Genomic DNA, 16,947 nt, shown 5'->3' on the forward strand with positions numbered 1-16,947 from the left:
CTCCTTGTATATCCCGATCCCGCATGAGCAGTTTCATGAACTAATCAGGAATATATAATATTCCACTGCTACTATATTCGGACGGCAAAAGACTTATGCCGGCTTGGACAAAAAAGAGCTAGTAAATAGGAATTTTTTGTTTCAGTTGTTAGAATCGTTAGCGCCTTGTTTTGGGATTGTAGAGTTTGAAAATACTCCCATTATGAATAAAACGGATGATCATCGTTAATTACTATCGTTTCCATCTTTTTCGTATGCCCCGTTTTACGATCAAGTTCAATGAAAACAGCGCTAAGCTGTGTTCTTCCTGTAGTTGACACTTCAAAACGGGAAGGAAGACCGGTTAGGAATCTTTTAAGAACAGCCTCTCTTTCCATACCCAAAATTCCATCGTAGGGACCTGTCATACCAACATCTGTTAAATATCCTGTTCCCCCAGGTAATATTCGTTTATCCGCAGTTTGAACATGTGTATGGGTGCCTACGACTGCACTGACTCTCCCATCTAAATACCAGCCCATTGCCTGCTTCTCACTTGTTACTTCTGCATGAAAATCTACAAAAATAAACGGTGTCCTCACGCGGGCCTGGGCAACTAATTCGTCAGCTTTTTTGAAGGGGCAATCAATAGGGTTCATAAATGTACGACCTTGCAGATTAATAATTGCTACTTCCAAATCATTGATTTTTACATATACAATTCCTTTTCCAGGTGTACCTTCTGGAAAATTAGCAGGCCGTACTAAATACTTCGCGCCGTTAATAAATTCAAAGATTTCTCGGTTATCCCAAGTATGGTTACCAAGAGTCACAGCCTGTGCGCCAACCTCTAAAAATTGCCGATAAATTTTTTCCGTTATCCCTCTTCCAGACGCGGCATTCTCGCCATTAATAACTGTAAGCTGCGGACGATACTTTTCTTTTAACTTAGGGACATACTCTTTGATCATGTCACGGCCTGGTGAACCGACAACATCTCCAATAAATAATAAATTCATTTAACTTCCCTTTCTTAACTAAGCTATTTTTAATGGTAATTGTAGCATACCTTTTTCTTTTCTCTAATGGAATAAAGGCACTAAAAAATAAAGCAGTGCATAAGCACCGCTTTATTTCGCATATTCTACAGCTCGTGTTTCACGTATAACTGTAACCTTTATATGACCTGGATAATCCAGCTCATCTTCAATTTGTTTGCGAATATCTCTTGCCAGTCTATGTGCTGCGAGATCATCAATTGCTTCAGGTTTTACAATAATCCGTACCTCACGTCCAGCTTGAATTGCAAATGACTTCTCTACACCTTCATACGATTCAGAAATTTCTTCAAGCTTTTCTAATCTTCGTATATAGTTCTCAAGAGTCTCACTTCGCGCTCCCGGTCTGGCGGCTGATAAAGCATCTGCAGCAGCAACAAGCACCGCTATAACCGATGTTGCCTCTGTATCACCATGGTGCGAAGCAATACTGTTTATGACGACTGGGTGTTCCTTGTACTTAGTTGCAAGTTCAACCCCAATTTCAACATGGCTTCCTTCCACCTCATGGTCAATGGCTTTACCAATATCATGAAGCAAACCTGCACGTCGTGCCAATGTTTCATCTTCCCCTAATTCAGCCGCAAGTAAACCGGTTAGCTGTGCAACCTCAATAGAGTGTTTTAATACATTCTGACCGTAACTTGTACGGTACTTTAACCGACCAAGTATTTTAATTAAATCCGGATGGAGTCCATGAACTCCTACTTCAAATGTTGTTTGTTCTCCTACCTCACGGATATGATCATCAACCTCGCGACGAGATTTTTCAACCATTTCCTCAATACGCGCAGGATGTATCCGGCCATCTTGGACTAATTTTTCAAGCGCCAAGCGAGCCGTTTCACGACGGATAGGATCAAAACCAGAGAGAATGACTGCTTCAGGTGTATCATCGATAATTAAATCAATCCCTGTTAATGTTTCCAGGGTACGAATATTCCGTCCTTCACGGCCAATAATCCGGCCTTTCATCTCATCATTTGGAAGGTTGACAACAGAGACTGTTGTTTCGGCTACGTGGTCAGCAGCGCAACGCTGGATTGCCAGCGATAAAATATCTTTCGCTTTCCTGTCAGACTCTTCCTTAATGCGGGTTTCATTTTCTTTGACCATTACCGCTAGATCATGCGCTAATTCTTTCTCTGTATGTTCTAGAATGATCGTTTTAGCTTCTTCGCGGTTTAAGCCTGAAATCCGTTCAAGTTCAGCTTGTTGTGATCGTACCAACTCGTCCACTTTGCTTTCCATCTCTTCAATATGTTGTTGTCTTTGATTAAGAGAATCATCCTTCTTTTCCAAAAGAGTTTCGCGTTTATTTAGCGATTCATCTTTTCGATCTAAATTCTCTTCTCTTTGCAATAAACGGTTTTCTTGTTTTTGGAGTTCATTTCTTCGATCGCGAACTTCACGTTCAGCATCACTCCGAAGTTTGTGAATTTCATCCTTTGCCTCTAGCAGTGCCTCTTTTTTCATAGATTCTGCTTCTCGTTTGGCATCATCAAGAATTTGATCTGCAGCACCTTTAGCTCCCGCTATCTTAGCTTCTGCAATGGATTTCCGTATAAAATATCCAACAACTGCACCGACGAATAGGCCAAGCAAAATGGAGATGATTGTAATTGGTTCCATCGTTACACCTCCTCTTGCTATGAACTTTTGTTACGTTTTTTTAAGTGTCGGCATGTACATTGGTTTTGATTTCAACATACAGCAAGCACTAGGGCTTTTAAGCATTGTAATATTACCAAAAATGTAAAATATACATATTTATTGTAAAGGTGCACATATTTATTGTCAAGGGTTAGTCTACGTGCCATTTTCTAATAATTAGAAAGTGTTTATAAAACAATTATGTCAAGAAATTGGCGGATTGTTGCAAATGCTTTTTTACGTATATGATTGGAATGTTTAAAAAGAGTAAAACCCCAAATGGGGGCTTTACTCTTTTGGTTTAATCAAGCAGTTCAATTTGGTCAGACTCATCTACTGGACCAGTAACTGCTTTATCCGAATCTAATTCATAATGATCGCGGATTTTCTGTTTAATTTCTAAACAAACTTCAGGGTTTTCCTTCAAAAACAGCTTAGCATTCTCTCTTCCTTGACCTACGCGCTCGTCATTGTATGAATACCAAGAACCGCTTTTTTGAACGATATCTAATTCTGAACCAAGGTCAATAATTTCGCCTTCAATAGAAATTCCTTCTCCGTACATAATGTCAACTTCTGTAGTCCGGAACGGAGGTGCGACCTTATTTTTTACTACTTTGATTTTGGTTCTGTTTCCAACGATTTCATTACCTTGCTTTAATTGTTCGGCACGGCGCACTTCAAGGCGAACAGTTGAGTAGAATTTGAGCGCACGCCCGCCTGGTGTTGTCTCAGGATTTCCAAACATGACACCTATTTTTTCCCTGACCTGATTAATAAATACAGCAATTGTGTTTGATTTGCTGATTGCACCTGAAAGCTTACGGAGCGCCTGTGACATTAACCGCGCTTGTAAGCCCATATGAGAGTCACCCATTTCTCCTTCAATTTCTGCTTTTGGGACTAATGCTGCAACGGAGTCAACAACGATGATGTCTACTGCACCGCTTCGAACAAGTGCCTCTGCAATTTCAAGGGCTTGTTCACCAGTATCCGGCTGTGATAACAATAACTCATCAATGTTTACACCCAGGTTATGTGCATATTTTGGATCAAGCGCATGTTCGGCATCGATAAACGCTGCTTGTCCTCCCTTTTTCTGAACTTCTGCGATTGCGTGTAAGGAAACTGTTGTCTTACCTGAACTTTCAGGTCCGTAAATTTCGATAATCCGTCCTCTTGGATATCCACCTACACCAAGAGCAATATCTAGTCCTAATGATCCGCTTGAGACAGCCGAGATCCATGTATCTGTTTTCTCGCCCATCTTCATTATTGAGCCTTTGCCAAATTGTTTTTCGATTTGCTTTAGCGCCATTTCTAAGGCCGCCTGACGATCACTCACGTATTTTTCCTCCTTCATTTATAAAAAGCACAAGATGTTTGCGATAATCTATCAAATTAAAATCCTATTTATAATATAACTTCTTTTCGTTCATTTGTCGAGTAAAAAAACGAACATCTATTCGATTGCTTTCAACTTCATTTTACGTTGAAAAACGTGAAATCTCAAGGTTATTCTTGTTTTTTGAAGTTTGATTTCCAGCAGTTTACCTTTAATTGCTTGTTGTCAGACAATTGAGATTATAAAAAATATCTTCTGCTAACGTTGAGGGGGACTGGGCCTGCCTGCCTTAAGTGGAGATTTGTACTTTTTCAAGCAATCTACTTATTTTTTAAGAGATTCTATATAGATGTATTGATATTCTACATGTTTGATGCCCGATTAAACACGCTTGAGGTCACGTTCTACATGTTGGCACCGTATTATTCTACATGTTTGAGTCCATATTCTACATATTTGCCTCCACATTCTACATACTTGCCTCTACATTCTACATGTTTGAGTCCATATTCTACATATCTGCCTCCACATTCTACATGTTTAGGGCTACATTCTACATATTTGCCTCCACATTCTACATGTTTAGGGCTACATTCTACATACTTGCCTCTACATTCTACATATTTGGCCTATGATTCTACATTTAGCCAAATTCCAAGTGCCCGGTACAGGCCGCAAAATCAAAAATAAAAAAACACAGAACCTATTTAAGCATTCTGTGATTCTTGAAGTTTTTTCAAAAGGAAATAGCAGCCATATTTTATCGTTCGAATCCGATTGGCCGCCCGTGTTCCGCCTAGATTAAGCTTTTCAACAACCACTGGCTCACCCTTTATAGCCATTCCAATATAGACGGTCCCAACCGGCTTCCCTTCAGACTCATCGGGTCCAGCCACACCAGTAAAACTGATCCCAATATCCGAGTTTGTAAGCTCAGCAACATTTTCGGCCAGTTCCCTTGCACATTGCTCACTCACAACCCCATAGGTTTCAATTGTTTCCTGCTTAACATGTAAGACCTTATGTTTTACTTCATTTGTATAGCAGACAACTCCACCCTTTAAAATAGCACTTGTGCCGGGAATCGAAGTAATCTCCTGCTGAAACAAACCACCTGTTAAGCTTTCTGCCGCTGAAATGGTTAATTTTTTTTCTTTTAGCACCTTTACTAATTCTGCGACCAGTGAGCTATTATCATAGCCATACAAAAATTCCCCGACTTGTTGTCGAATCTCTTTTTCAATACCATCAAGCATGGATTCAGCCACAGCTGCATCCTCATGCTTTGCTGTCAGCCTTAAAGTAACCTCACCATCTGCTGCCAGTGGGGCAATTGTTGGATTGCTCTGGGCATCAATTAAATCCTCAATCTTTGTTTCCAACGCGGCCTCACCAATGCCAAAAAAGCGCAGTACCCTGGAAACGATTTTTTCAGATGATTTTATTTGGGTGAAAAGTGCATCTCTTCCATATTCGAAAAACATTGGTTCCATTTCTTTTGGAGGTCCAGGTAAAAGCATATAGGTATGTTCATCAGCAGTGAGCATCATTCCCGGCGCCATTCCATGGTCATTTGGAAGGACATGTGACCCAGCTAAAACAAGTGCTTGCTTCCGGTTATTTTCCGTCATGATCCGATTGGTTGTTTCAAAATAAACCTTGATTGACTCCAATGCCTCCTGGTCAAAAACGAGTTCTTTGCCAAGGTGCTTCGCGATCGTTTCCTTTGTTAAATCATCCTTTGTTGGACCAAGCCCACCTGTGAAAATAATCAAATCAGACCGTTTTTCAGCGATTTCAACGGCTGATTTTAGCCGATCAGGGTTATCACCCACTACCGTATGATAAAACACATTTATTCCCATTTCCGCCAAGTGAAGTGATAAAAAGCGGGCATTGGTGTTCACTATTTGTCCGAGAAGTAACTCTGAACCAACTGCGATGATTTCGGCATTCATCATCCATCACATCCTTTTAATCAATTATTTTCAAATCAGCTAAAAAAGGATTTTACTTTGAATTTTTAAAAACGTGCATGTTTTTCGCAAAGTAATCCCACCCTGACCAGATGGTAAAGAACATCGCAACCCATAAAGCTAATTGGTCAAATGGAAATGAGATTGCTTTAAAAATAATATTATGTAAAAGCAGTGCTGATATCGCAATAATTTGCGTCCAAGTTTTAATTTTACCAAGCATGTTTGCAGCGACCACCTCTCCCTCGCCTGCAAGCAGCAAACGAAGTCCAGTCACAGCAAACTCCCGGCTGATAATTACAATGACAATCCATGACGCTGCATAGTTCAAATCAACTAAAACAATAAACGCAGCAGAGACAAGGAGTTTGTCAGCCAGCGGATCGAGAAATTTCCCCATGTTTGTTACCAGGTTATATTTACGGGCGATATGGCCGTCAATCCAATCGGTTGTAGATGCCAAAATAAAAATGAGCGCACCAACTAAATGGGTAACTGGAAGAGTAGTCCACAGCAAATTGATTTCACCCCATTTAAAAGGCACAAGCATGACAATCATGAACAATGGGATTAAAAAGATCCTTGATATTGTTATTTTATTAGGTAAATTCATTTTTCCTACTTCCTCCAAAAAATTTATTAAACGCGAAAAATAGCCATCTTTAGATGACTATTTGTTCTTCGGAACATATTGAATCGTAATGTCCTGACGAACTACTTGCGTCGGTGGAACAGAATAGTCAAGTTTTTGATCATTCACGTATATATCCGTATCGATCGAGTTTCCAACCACGATTACTGCTTGGCTCTCAGTTGATAAATCTACTGTTTGACTATCTGTGCCTCCGGTTTTAAGCATTCCCTGGAAACGTGAAGCACCATGGCTATCTTTTACATTTACCCACGTATTACCCCTTGAGGAAACTTTTACAACAAATTTTTCTGCATTTGTTACCTGGTATGTCGTCTTGCTTCCCGCGCTTTGAACTACAGAGATCGCTTGCTTCGGTGCCTCCGATTGCTTAGCAGTCTCAGTTTTCTGTTTATCTTTCTTATCCGTCGTATTTGATTTCTTGCTCTGATCTTCGCTAGCTTTTGCCTGTTCAAGGTTTGTTGATTTTTCATACTGTACAGGTTCAGTTTGCTTAGTAAGCGATTCATTTGCATTCGTTCCTGCATTATGCTGTAAAAAATAATAAACCAAGGCAGCGGCGCCAATCACTAAAACACCAATTAAAATTTTCGGAAGAAGGTCGAAAATTTTCGGACTACGATCCGAGAGCCCTTTTCTCGTTTTAACCCGAGATAGCTGTTCTGGTAAATCATCATTATGTGCTGCTGGGATCTCATCTTTATAGGTTTCAAAAATTTCATCTGGATCTAACTGAACCGCCTCAGCAAATTGTTTAATAAACGCCCGGACATAAAAATTCCCGGGCATGGTTGAATAATCTCCCTCTTCAATACCAATTAAATAGCGCTTTTGTATTTTTGTGATGGTTTGTAAATCATCTAAACTTAAAGCTTTGGCTAATCGGGCTTCTTTTAGTCGATTACCTAATTCCGTCACGCTTTACACCTTCCAATATCTTTAAAAATCAAAATCTCCAAAATCCGATCCAGAAAATAAATGCCCTTCATTAACCAGATCATATGTAATTTCCTCATTCTCATCATTGCGCAACTCAATAATATAATCAAAATCATCAAGAGAGTAATCTGTATTTTGGACGAAAATATCAGGGTGTTCAACAATTTTCGTTGCCGGAAGGCACATGATTTCTCTTACTAATTGTAAATGCCGTTCATTTCCTCTTCTCGTCGAAACAATGCCGTCTAAAATAAATAAATTATCTGCATTATACTCGTCTTCAATTAATTGATTCCTAAGAGTTTGTTTTAAAAGAGTTGAAGAAAGAAATAACCAGCGCTTACTAGCACAAACACTCGCCGCTACAATGGATTCCGTTTTTCCAACCCGAGGCATCCCCCGAATTCCAATCAGCTTATGGCCTTCCTGCTTAAACAATTCTGCCATAAAGTCAACGAGAAGACCAAGTTCGTCCCGAACAAAGCGGAACGTTTTCTTATCGTCTGCATCTCTGTGAATATACCGACCATGTCTAACCGCTAGCCGGTCCAAAATTTTTGGTTCCCGGAGCTTGGTTATTTTTATTGTGTCCATCGTCTGCAAAATTGACTCCAACCTTTTAATTTGATCGTCATCTTTTGCTAAAATCAACAAACCGCGTCTTCCTTCATCCACCCCGTTAATCGTTACAATATTAATAGATAGCATCCCAAGAAGCGAAGATATATCCCCTAATAAACCAGGACGATTTTTTTGAATCTCATATTCAAAATACCATTCCTTTTTTCCCATAAAAAGCCCTCCATCGGTTCCCGGTTCCTGTTCAACAAGAAACGACAAAATTCTTATGTACTTTTTCTATCCCTTATATTAAATGATTTTGCTAGAAGATGAAAGGAAAAACAAGGAGAAAGATTATTTATCCGAAAAACAGGACGAAAGACTGGTAGGTAATTCAATGAAAAAGGATGATCGTTAACAGCTCTTTATGCTCTTTATGCTCATTTGAGAGCTGTTCATATTCTTGCCGTCCCATTGGTCTACCTTGAACTAAGGGGATTGGTCATCCTGCCAGTACCAGTTGGGCCGACGACAAATAAGTTGCAGCCTGATTGCTCAACTGATAAACCAAATTCCATTGCCCTCACGGCTCGATGCTGCCCAATTATTTCATTTGGCATCCGCTCAAGATCATCTGTTGTTTCAAAGCAGAAAATTCTCGAGTCAAACTCTGGACGCAGTTTTGAGAATGGAACTCTATAGATGGAACGAACATTTTCATATTCTTCTGTTTTCATAGAATCAGCCCTCACTTCTATTTGACGGAGCACTATTTTTGCCATTCCCTACTATATTTGCCATTTTTTTCAAATTACCTTTAAATTTACTAAACGTTCAAAAAAATTTAATAAAAACACCTCCTCATTTGGAGAGATTCTCTTACTTTATGTATATAGATAACATTGATAATTTCCTTATGGTAAGGTAAAAGGATGACCCCTGAATAGAGATCATCCTTTTTACTAGTCATTTTTATGCAACAAGTATAATTCAACTAGTGCATGCAGCACCTACTGTTGCTGTGTCCCGTTATTTTGTATCAGCTTTACCATCATGTTTGCAATTGCACGCTGTTCATTGTCATCTGCAACAGACCATAGATCGGCAAGCACTCTTTGCTGCTCGTTTTTTGGATCAACGTGATCTTGCAGGTAGCCGCCAATTTGGTAAGCAAGATCAGTGATATGATCTTGATCCATTCCAGCACTTTGGGCGTGATGCAGGCGATCTGCTAAAAAGTCTTCCCATTGCTTCCAGTTTTCTACAACAGACATATTTTAACCTCCCTTTAAAATGGTACAGCTTTATTTTGCGATCAGGAGGATTAAAATATTCATTCATTTTTAATTTAAATGTACCAGCCGCCATTAATGGCGAGGACCTGCCCAGTAATGTAAGATGATTCTTCTGAAAGTAAATAGGAAACCCCATCCGCAATTTCATCTGGGTGCCCCATTCTTCCCATCGGAATTTCTTCATTAAGTGCAGCTACTTCCTCGCTCGTAAATCTCGCCATCATCCCTGTTTTTACCGCACCGGGGGCAATCGCATTAACACGGACTCCACTTAAGGCAACCTCTTTACTCAAAGCCTTTACAAACGAGATTTGCGCTCCTTTTGCAGCAGAATAAGCAACTTCACAGGATCCGCCTGTTTGCCCCCAAATCGATGTAATTACAACAATTGAACCCGAGCGCTTGCTGGTTAATTTAGGTAGCAGCTCCTTCGTTAACATGATTGGGTTAATCACATGAATACGCATTAAGCTTTCGACTTCCTCAAGCTGAAGATCAACGAACATCCCATATTGACTGTTTCCACTGCAGTGAACGATCCCATCCAGAGAAAAGATTTCCGAGGCGATTTTTTTAAAGCCTGCTAGTGTATCTAAATCAGCCTGAATAGGAAGGTACTCTCCTTTATAATTGTCCAGTTTATCGATCAGCTCTTTTATGGCAGCCACATTTTGATTGTAATGTAAATATAAATGGTATCCCCTTGAAGCAAGCTTTAACGCAACAGCTTGTCCGATTCCCCCGCTTGCCCCTGTTATCAGAACATATTTCTTCACTTATACTTCACTCTTCCTAAAAAGAAAGCGCCGCTACCCGACGCCTTCTTCGACTCATTTCTTTTTTGGTACTACTTGGCAAACCGAGAACCGCTCCTCTGAAATAACCTCAGCTGCCAGAGAAGTTACTTCCTTTAAGGTGATTTTCTCCAATGTCGGAACTACTTCAAATAAGTTCATATCATTAAAAGCGTAGCGGGTAAATTGGTTTGCAATATATTCCGGTGAATTGATCGACCGGAGAAACGCACCAATTTTTTTCTTTTTAGCCCGCTCCAATTGTTCATCCGTAAAGGACTTGCCGTTCTTAGCTTCGAGAAGCATCTTTTCAAGTGCTTCAGCAAGTTTATTTGGCTCAGGGGTATCACCGCCAATCATAGCAAAACCAAAGCCCTGTTCCTGCGTGTAATCAAAGGAAAAGGTCTCATCAATAAGACCTTCGTTATAAAGTTGGTCATAATTTTCAGAGCTCTTTCCAAACAATAAATCAAACAGAACATTCATAGTAAGCTCCGTTTTCAACATTTCCTCACCCGATTGATCAGCATGCAAGGCTTTAATTCCAACTAGGCATTTGGAGGTTTGAACATTCATTTCGAGAATCCGCTTCTTTTCAGCGGCTTCCGCAGGCTCTTCATCGAATTTGCGTTGAATCTCAGGCTGATCCTTGTAATCCTTTTTCGCTTGATTATCTCTTACTTGGTCCATAATTGCTTTCGGGTCAACAGGGCCGACAATAAACAAGAGCATGTTGCTAGGATGATAAAATGTATTGTAGCATTCGTAAAGTAAATCCGGTGTAATATGGGAAATGGATTCTATCGTTCCTGCGATATCAATTTTAACAGGATGGTTTTTATATAGATTATCGATGAGGCCAAAATACAAGCGCCAATCAGGGTTGTCATCGTACATCGTAATTTCCTGGCCAATAATTCCTTTTTCCTTTTCAACTGTTTTTTCGGAGAAATAAGGATCTTGAACAAAATCGACTAACGTTTCAAGATTTTTTTCTACATCAGACGTACTTGAAAAAAGATAGGCTGTACGGGTAAAAGACGTAAACGCGTTTGCGGAAGCACCTTGACGACTGAATTGCTGAAAAACATCGCCATCTTTCTTTTCAAATAACTTATGCTCCAAAAAGTGAGCAATTCCGTCTGGGACCTTCGTAAATTCCTGCTTTCCAAGTGGTACAAAATGATTATCAACCGAACCATATTTGGTGGTAAAGGTAGCAAATGTTTTATTAAAGCCTTTCTTGGGCAGTATATAAACATTTAGACCGTTCGGCAGTTTTTCATAAAAAAGCTCCTCTTGCAGCTGGTCAAATGAGAGTTTTTCCATTATTTACTTACCTCCGTTCCCGTTAAAAAATAAATCGTGTCCAGCTCAATTTTCTTCCCGACCTCAACCACGTCTTGTTTCGTAGCTTTATTGATTTCACTTAAATAATGATCAAGTTTTAAATCAACATTTGCCACGACATTATGATAAAGAACCTCTACCAAACCGCGTGATGTATCAATGGTTTCCAGCATTTGGTTTTGAATGACCGCTTTCGTTTGCTCTAAATCTGAATCTGTGAAGTCCCCTTTTTTCATCGCATCCATCTGCTCATGAATGATTCCGACAGCCTGGTCATAATTTTTCAAATCGATTCCCGACATAACCATCATTAACCCTTTATGGCTTTCTACCCTGCTTGCTGCATAGTAGGCAAGGCTTGCTTTCTCCCTAACATTAATAAAAAGTTTTGAGTGGGAAAACCCTCCGAAAATTCCGTTAAATACCTGAAGCGCATAATAATCTGGATCACCATAGCGGATATTTGTCCGGTAGCCAATATTAAGCTTCCCTTGTTTAACATCCTGTTCTTCTTTTATTTCATTAACTTTTTCCACTTTCTTGCTACCATCCGGTTTACTTCTCTGTGGTTGTCGATTTTCAAAATGGAGAAGCTCGGAGGACAGTTTTCTAACCTCTTCCTCGTTCACATCACCAATGACGAATAAATCCATTTCATCTTCTTGAAACGCTTTTTGATAATACGAGTATAGTTTCTCTGCTGTAATCCCATCAACATCTTCCATCTCACCATTGACCTGCAAAGCATAGGGTTCGCCTTTGCACATTTCTTGAACAAGACGAAAATTGGAGTAGCGCATCTTATCATCATAAACAGACTGGATCCTTTGCTTTAAGGTACGCTTTTCTTTTTCGACTGTTTCCGGGTCAAACGAGTTACCCCTTGCATTTGGATTCGTTAAAATCTCTGCTAAAAATTCAAAGCCTTTCTGTAACAGTGGACTAGGGTCATTTAAAAACTTTTCATTCGCAATTTCAATCGAAAAACTCATCACATGGTTATCACCTTTTTTCCCTAAATCCACAAAAAAAGTAGCTCCATATAAATCATCCAAATAGGAACGCAGTCGTGTAGTAGACGAATATTTTGCTGAACTGCTTTGCAGAACTTGTGGTAACAATGCCCGTAATGTAACATTTTCCTTATTTAGTGGCGCTTTCATTTTCCAGACAAACGTATTGGTTTTGTATTTTTCCGTTTTAATTACATGGAGTTTATAACCTTGCATTTCCGTTATTTTTTCCGTCAACAAATCCATTTGCAATCCTCCTTCAAAATTAAAAAGCCCTATCAACAATATGTATACACTGATGAGGTTATTTTATATCTTTTCCTTTCTAATAAAACGCTATTCTCATCATAAGTGGTAATGCTCCTACGATACAAGCGATAGGTAAAACCCCAGCTTTTTTTGCTAGGGTTTTATAAGAACTGTCCAGCTTCAGCGCCCAGCGGCTAGTGTCCTTCGCTCTTCTCCCTACGATAAGTCAACATCGGATCGCTAACGCTCCCCGTGTTTCCTTTGCCGCGTATTAACGGGCAGTAGATTCTCAACTGCCCGTATATACGCGGTTGGCTCAACTAACAATCAGCGAGAAAAACATTCGCTGATTGAAGGTTCGCCTTATCTCAGTCGAAGCGCTCCAGGCCATACGCCGCTAAACGGGCGCTTCCGCCTTCTGTTACCTGCTTCCTTTTATATAATGAACACCATCTGCTTTTGGTGCTTCGGCACGGCCGATGAAGCCAGTTAAGGCTAAAATCGTCAGTACATATGGAGCAATTAATAAATAAACACTTGGAATTGTTTTTAAGAATGGTAAGCTCGAGCCGATTATACTCAAACTTTGAGCAAAACCAAAAAACAATGCCGCTCCCATCGCTCCAAGCGGATGCCATTTTCCAAAAATCATCGCTGCCATAGCCATAAAACCCTGTCCACTGATGGTGGCATGGCTGAAATTAGACGAAATGGATTCAGCATAAATACCGCCGCCAATACCTCCAAGCGCTCCTGAAATCATTACGCCCAAATAACGCATTTTTGCCACATTGATTCCCATTGTATCTGCCGCCATCGGATGCTCGCCAACAGAACGAAGCCGCAAGCCAAATGGAGTTTTGTAAATCATGTACCATGCTATAAACGCAATAAATATTGCCAAAAAGGAAGTCCAATACGTATTTTGGAAAAATAACTTTCCGAGGATCGGAATATCCTTTAAGATAGGGACATCAATCTTATTAAAACCTCTTTGGATAATATCCGTTTCACCTTTATCATAAATAAGCTTTACCAAAAAAAGCGTTAGCCCTGAGGCCAATAAATTGATTGCCACCCCTGAAACTGTATGATCAGCACGGAAGGTGATGGCTGCTACCGCGTGAAGTAATGAAAATAGTAGCCCGGCAATCATCGCCGCCAGCAAGGAAACCCATGGTGTTAAACTTCCAAAAGTTTGCACAAACGTCAAGTTAAAAACAATCGCAGTAAATGCTCCTATCCACATTAATCCTTCAAGACCAATATTTACGACACCAGACCGTTCTGAGAAAACCCCGCCTAATGCTGTGAAGACAAGTGGGGCTGCCCAAAGCAGGGTCGAAGGGATGATAATCATTAATAACTCCATAAGGCTCACTTACTTCACCCCCTTTTTACTGATCCGATCAAGAAATAATCGGATAATATAGCTTGATGCCACAAAGAAAACAATCAACGCAATGATAATATCGACAAGTTCATTCGGTACACCTGAGGTAAACGGCATGTTTAATGCCCCCACCTTTAATGCACCGAAAAGAATAGCCGATAAGAATACACCCAAGGCCGTATTTCCACCTAAAAAGGCGACAGCAATCCCGTCAAACCCGACTCCGGTAAAAGAACTTTTTATGGCTATATAACCAAATGTACCTAATCCCTCCATTGCACCAGCTAAGCCAGCGAATGCGCCGGAAATCACCATTGAGAGGATAATATTCTTATTTACACTCATCCCGGCATATTGGGCCGCATGCTGATTAAAGCCTACTGCTCGCAGCTCGAAGCCCCGCGTTGTTTTTTCTAATAAAAACCACATAATGAAGCAGCAAACAATTGCCAAAATAATCCCCCAGTGCAGTCTGGAATACTGGGTCAAGCTTTGCAGCCATGGTGAAGCAAGAGAGACCGAGTCAGGAATATTCGGGGTCCTATCCTTATTATTGGTAATGACGTTCTGAATCAAATAATTTGTTACGTGTAGGGCAATGTAATTCATCATAATTGTCACAATAACTTCATGAACACGAAACCGTGCTTTTAACAATCCAGGGATATATGCCCAAACTGCCCCTGCCACGATGGCAGCGATAATTGCCAGCGGCAAATGAATGATCTTGGGAAGGTGGAATGCCAGACCAACCCAAACTGATGCAAGCCAGCCGACAATAAATTGCCCTTCAACCCCAATATTAAACAAGCCAACACGAAAAGCAAAAGCTACCGCTAAACCGGCTAAAATATAGGGGGTCACTTGACGGACCACTTCCCCGATATAATAAGAATTGCCAAATGCTCCTTCCCATAATGCAGTTAAAGCAGCAATCGGGTCATACCCGGAGACAAGCATAATAATAACCCCTACTATTATCCCCAGTAATAAGGCGATAATAGGTGTTGCTATATTCTTAAAGCGTTTAGACATGTGTTCCTTCCCCCGCTTCTTTTCTTCTCGAACCAGCCATTAATAATCCCAGCTCTTGTTCAGTTGTCTCTTTGGGGTTAACGACGGCCACAATTTTCCCTTCATAAATAACGGCAATCCGGTCACTTACATTCATAATTTCATCCAGCTCAAATGACACGAGCAGCACAGCTTTTCCATGATCACGCTGCTCAATCAAGCGTTTATGGATAAATTCAATCGCACCAACATCGAGCCCCCGCGTCGGCTGGGCCGCAATTAACAAATCAGGGTCCCGGTCAATTTCACGGCCGATAATGGCCTTTTGCTGGTTTCCCCCGGACAGGGAGCGGGCAAGTGTATATTCGCTTGGGGTACGCACATCAAATTCACGGATTAACTTCCTTGCTTTATCGTAGATGGCTTTAAAGTTCAAAATCCCGCCCTTAGAAAAAGGTGGTTTATAATAGGTTTGTAACACCATATTTTCGGCAAGGGGATAATTTAAAACCAGGCCATGCTTATGTCGATCCTGCGGGATATGGCCGACACCGGATTCAAACACTTTCCGCGGTGAAAGATTAACGATTTCTTTCCCATTTACCTTTATACTGCCGCTGTCTGATTTACGCAAACCGGTTATCGCCTCGATTAATTCAGTCTGGCCATTTCCGTCAACTCCGGCAATTCCGACGATTTCACCAGAACGCACCGTTAAATCAAGACCGTTAACAGAAGTAACGCCGCGTGTGTCCTTCACAACTAAATCTTTAATTTCAAGTACATCCTGTTTAGGCTCTGCCTGCTTCTTTTCTGTTTTAAAAACGACTTCACGTCCAACCATTAAACTGGCTAATTCATTCTCATTTGTTTCACTGACATTCAGTGTTCCGATTCCTATTCCTTTACGAATAACGGTACAGCGGTCGCAAACTTCCATAATTTCCTTCAGCTTGTGGGTAATCAGAATAATAGATTTGCCCTCTTTTATCAGTGTTTTCATAATTTGAATAAGTTCTTTTATTTCCTGAGGGGTAAGAACGGCTGTTGGTTCATCAAAGATGAGGATTTCCGCACCGCGGTAGAGTGTTTTTAAAATCTCCACCCGCTGCTGCATTCCAACTGAAATATCTGCAATTCTTGCTTTTGGATCGACAGAAAGCCCATAGCGTTCTGAAATATCACGGACCTCTGTTTCAGCCCGTTTCAAATCAATTCTGCCAGCCTTTGTTGTTTCTTTTCCGAGGATAATATTTTCTGTAACGGTAAAAACATCGACCAGCATAAAATGCTGGTGAACCATTCCGATTCCCAGATCATTTGCAATATTAGGATTTGTTATTTTCACTGGCTTTCCTTTGACGCGGATTTCTCCTTGTTCCGGCTGGTATAAACCAAACAAAACATTCATTAAAGTGGATTTTCCTGCTCCGTTTTCACCAAGCAGTGCATGGATCTCTCCTTTTTTTAACTGAAGCGTTATGTTATCATTTGCAACTATACCTGGAAATTCCTTTCGAATGTTGAGCATCTCGATAACGTATTCCATTTGTTTTCACTCCTTGCAATAAGGTAGAGGAATTCAAGTAAGCTATGTATGTAGTAGGATGTAAGATGACAGACCTTAAATAAACAGATAAAATCTTAAGTGAAAAACAGAAAGCTTCTGCGCTTCA

At 40.4% G+C, this 16,947-nt stretch carries 15 protein-coding genes; all 15 read right to left on the reverse strand.

Annotation, left to right across the window (positions count from 1 at the left end; translation table 11 throughout):
• Positions 1-200 precede the first annotated feature (200 nt).
• The gene (locus tag JN080_RS12860; RefSeq protein WP_256236408.1) at positions 201-998 is read right to left on the reverse strand and encodes a TIGR00282 family metallophosphoesterase; all 798 of its coding nucleotides are present in this window, start codon (positions 996-998) and stop codon (positions 201-203) included.
• Positions 999-1,109: 111 nt separating this feature from the next.
• A complete protein-coding gene (gene rny / locus JN080_RS12865) occupies positions 1,110-2,669 on the reverse strand; it encodes a ribonuclease Y (protein ID WP_256236409.1) in 1,560 nt (519 codons plus the stop codon).
• A gap of 322 nt (positions 2,670-2,991) precedes the next feature.
• On the reverse strand, positions 2,992-4,035 hold the full coding sequence (gene recA, locus JN080_RS12870; RefSeq protein WP_256236410.1) for a recombinase RecA: 1,044 nt from the start codon (positions 4,033-4,035) through the stop codon (positions 2,992-2,994).
• 707 nt (positions 4,036-4,742) lie between these two features.
• Positions 4,743-5,993, reverse strand: coding sequence for a competence/damage-inducible protein A (locus tag JN080_RS12875; RefSeq protein WP_256236496.1), 1,251 nt, complete (start codon positions 5,991-5,993; stop codon positions 4,743-4,745).
• A 52-nt stretch (positions 5,994-6,045) separates the two neighbouring features.
• Entirely contained in the window at positions 6,046-6,624 is a 579-nt protein-coding gene (gene pgsA, locus JN080_RS12880) for a CDP-diacylglycerol--glycerol-3-phosphate 3-phosphatidyltransferase (protein ID WP_256236411.1), read from the reverse strand.
• Between the two features lie 57 nt (positions 6,625-6,681).
• Positions 6,682-7,581 carry a helix-turn-helix domain-containing protein gene (locus tag JN080_RS29635; protein WP_256236412.1) on the reverse strand — a complete coding sequence of 300 codons (900 nt, stop codon included), beginning with the start codon at positions 7,579-7,581 and terminating at the stop codon, positions 6,682-6,684.
• A gap of 21 nt (positions 7,582-7,602) precedes the next feature.
• Positions 7,603-8,394 carry a DUF3388 domain-containing protein gene (locus JN080_RS12890; protein WP_256236413.1) on the reverse strand — a complete coding sequence of 264 codons (792 nt, stop codon included), beginning with the start codon at positions 8,392-8,394 and terminating at the stop codon, positions 7,603-7,605.
• Between the two features lie 248 nt (positions 8,395-8,642).
• Entirely contained in the window at positions 8,643-8,900 is a 258-nt protein-coding gene (locus JN080_RS12895) for an AAA family ATPase (RefSeq protein ID WP_256236414.1), read from the reverse strand.
• Positions 8,901-9,173: 273 nt separating this feature from the next.
• The gene (locus JN080_RS12900) at positions 9,174-9,437 is read right to left on the reverse strand and encodes a DUF3243 domain-containing protein (protein ID WP_256236415.1); all 264 of its coding nucleotides are present in this window, start codon (positions 9,435-9,437) and stop codon (positions 9,174-9,176) included.
• Between the two features lie 74 nt (positions 9,438-9,511).
• A complete protein-coding gene (gene ymfI / locus JN080_RS12905) occupies positions 9,512-10,234 on the reverse strand; it encodes an elongation factor P 5-aminopentanone reductase (protein WP_256236416.1) in 723 nt (240 codons plus the stop codon).
• A 54-nt stretch (positions 10,235-10,288) separates the two neighbouring features.
• Positions 10,289-11,581 carry an EF-P 5-aminopentanol modification-associated protein YfmH gene (gene yfmH, locus JN080_RS12910; protein ID WP_256236417.1) on the reverse strand — a complete coding sequence of 431 codons (1,293 nt, stop codon included), beginning with the start codon at positions 11,579-11,581 and terminating at the stop codon, positions 10,289-10,291.
• A complete protein-coding gene (gene yfmF, locus JN080_RS12915) occupies positions 11,581-12,861 on the reverse strand; it encodes an EF-P 5-aminopentanol modification-associated protein YfmF (RefSeq protein WP_256236418.1) in 1,281 nt (426 codons plus the stop codon). Before yfmF ends, yfmH begins: the two co-directional genes overlap by 1 nt.
• Before the next feature lie 424 nt (positions 12,862-13,285).
• A complete protein-coding gene (locus JN080_RS12920; RefSeq protein WP_256236419.1) occupies positions 13,286-14,245 on the reverse strand; it encodes an ABC transporter permease in 960 nt (319 codons plus the stop codon).
• Positions 14,246-15,292 carry an ABC transporter permease gene (locus JN080_RS12925; protein ID WP_256236420.1) on the reverse strand — a complete coding sequence of 349 codons (1,047 nt, stop codon included), beginning with the start codon at positions 15,290-15,292 and terminating at the stop codon, positions 14,246-14,248. It lies immediately after the preceding gene.
• Positions 15,285-16,820 carry an ABC transporter ATP-binding protein gene (locus tag JN080_RS12930; RefSeq protein ID WP_256236421.1) on the reverse strand — a complete coding sequence of 512 codons (1,536 nt, stop codon included), beginning with the start codon at positions 16,818-16,820 and terminating at the stop codon, positions 15,285-15,287. The genes JN080_RS12925 and JN080_RS12930 overlap by 8 nt, the downstream gene beginning before the upstream one ends.
• Positions 16,821-16,947 lie beyond the last annotated feature (127 nt).

Source organism: Bacillus sp. EB600, assembly GCF_024494385.1.
Taxonomy (GTDB): Bacteria; Bacillota; Bacilli; order Bacillales; family Cytobacillaceae; genus JAEVLT01.

Bases quoted from the DNA above. Each gene is read 5' to 3' on its own strand.
- JN080_RS12860 (WP_256236408.1), bottom strand. From the start codon at position 998: ATGAATTTATTATTTATTGGAGATGTTGTCGGTTCACCAGGCCGTGAC.
- rny (WP_256236409.1), bottom strand. From the start codon at position 2,669: ATGGAACCAATTACAATCATCTCCATTTTGCTTGGCCTATTCGTCGGT.
- JN080_RS12875 (WP_256236496.1), bottom strand. From the start codon at position 5,993: ATGAATGCCGAAATCATCGCAGTTGGTTCAGAGTTACTTCTCGGACAA.
- pgsA (WP_256236411.1), bottom strand. From the start codon at position 6,624: ATGAATTTACCTAATAAAATAACAATATCAAGGATCTTTTTAATCCCA.
- JN080_RS12890 (WP_256236413.1), bottom strand. From the start codon at position 8,394: ATGGGAAAAAAGGAATGGTATTTTGAATATGAGATTCAAAAAAATCGT.
- JN080_RS12895 (WP_256236414.1), bottom strand. From the start codon at position 8,900: ATGAAAACAGAAGAATATGAAAATGTTCGTTCCATCTATAGAGTTCCA.
- JN080_RS12900 (WP_256236415.1), bottom strand. From the start codon at position 9,437: ATGTCTGTTGTAGAAAACTGGAAGCAATGGGAAGACTTTTTAGCAGAT.
- yfmH (WP_256236417.1), bottom strand. From the start codon at position 11,581: ATGGAAAAACTCTCATTTGACCAGCTGCAAGAGGAGCTTTTTTATGAA.
- yfmF (WP_256236418.1), bottom strand. From the start codon at position 12,861: ATGGATTTGTTGACGGAAAAAATAACGGAAATGCAAGGTTATAAACTC.
- JN080_RS12925 (WP_256236420.1), bottom strand. From the start codon at position 15,292: ATGTCTAAACGCTTTAAGAATATAGCAACACCTATTATCGCCTTATTA.
- JN080_RS12930 (WP_256236421.1), bottom strand. From the start codon at position 16,820: ATGGAATACGTTATCGAGATGCTCAACATTCGAAAGGAATTTCCAGGT.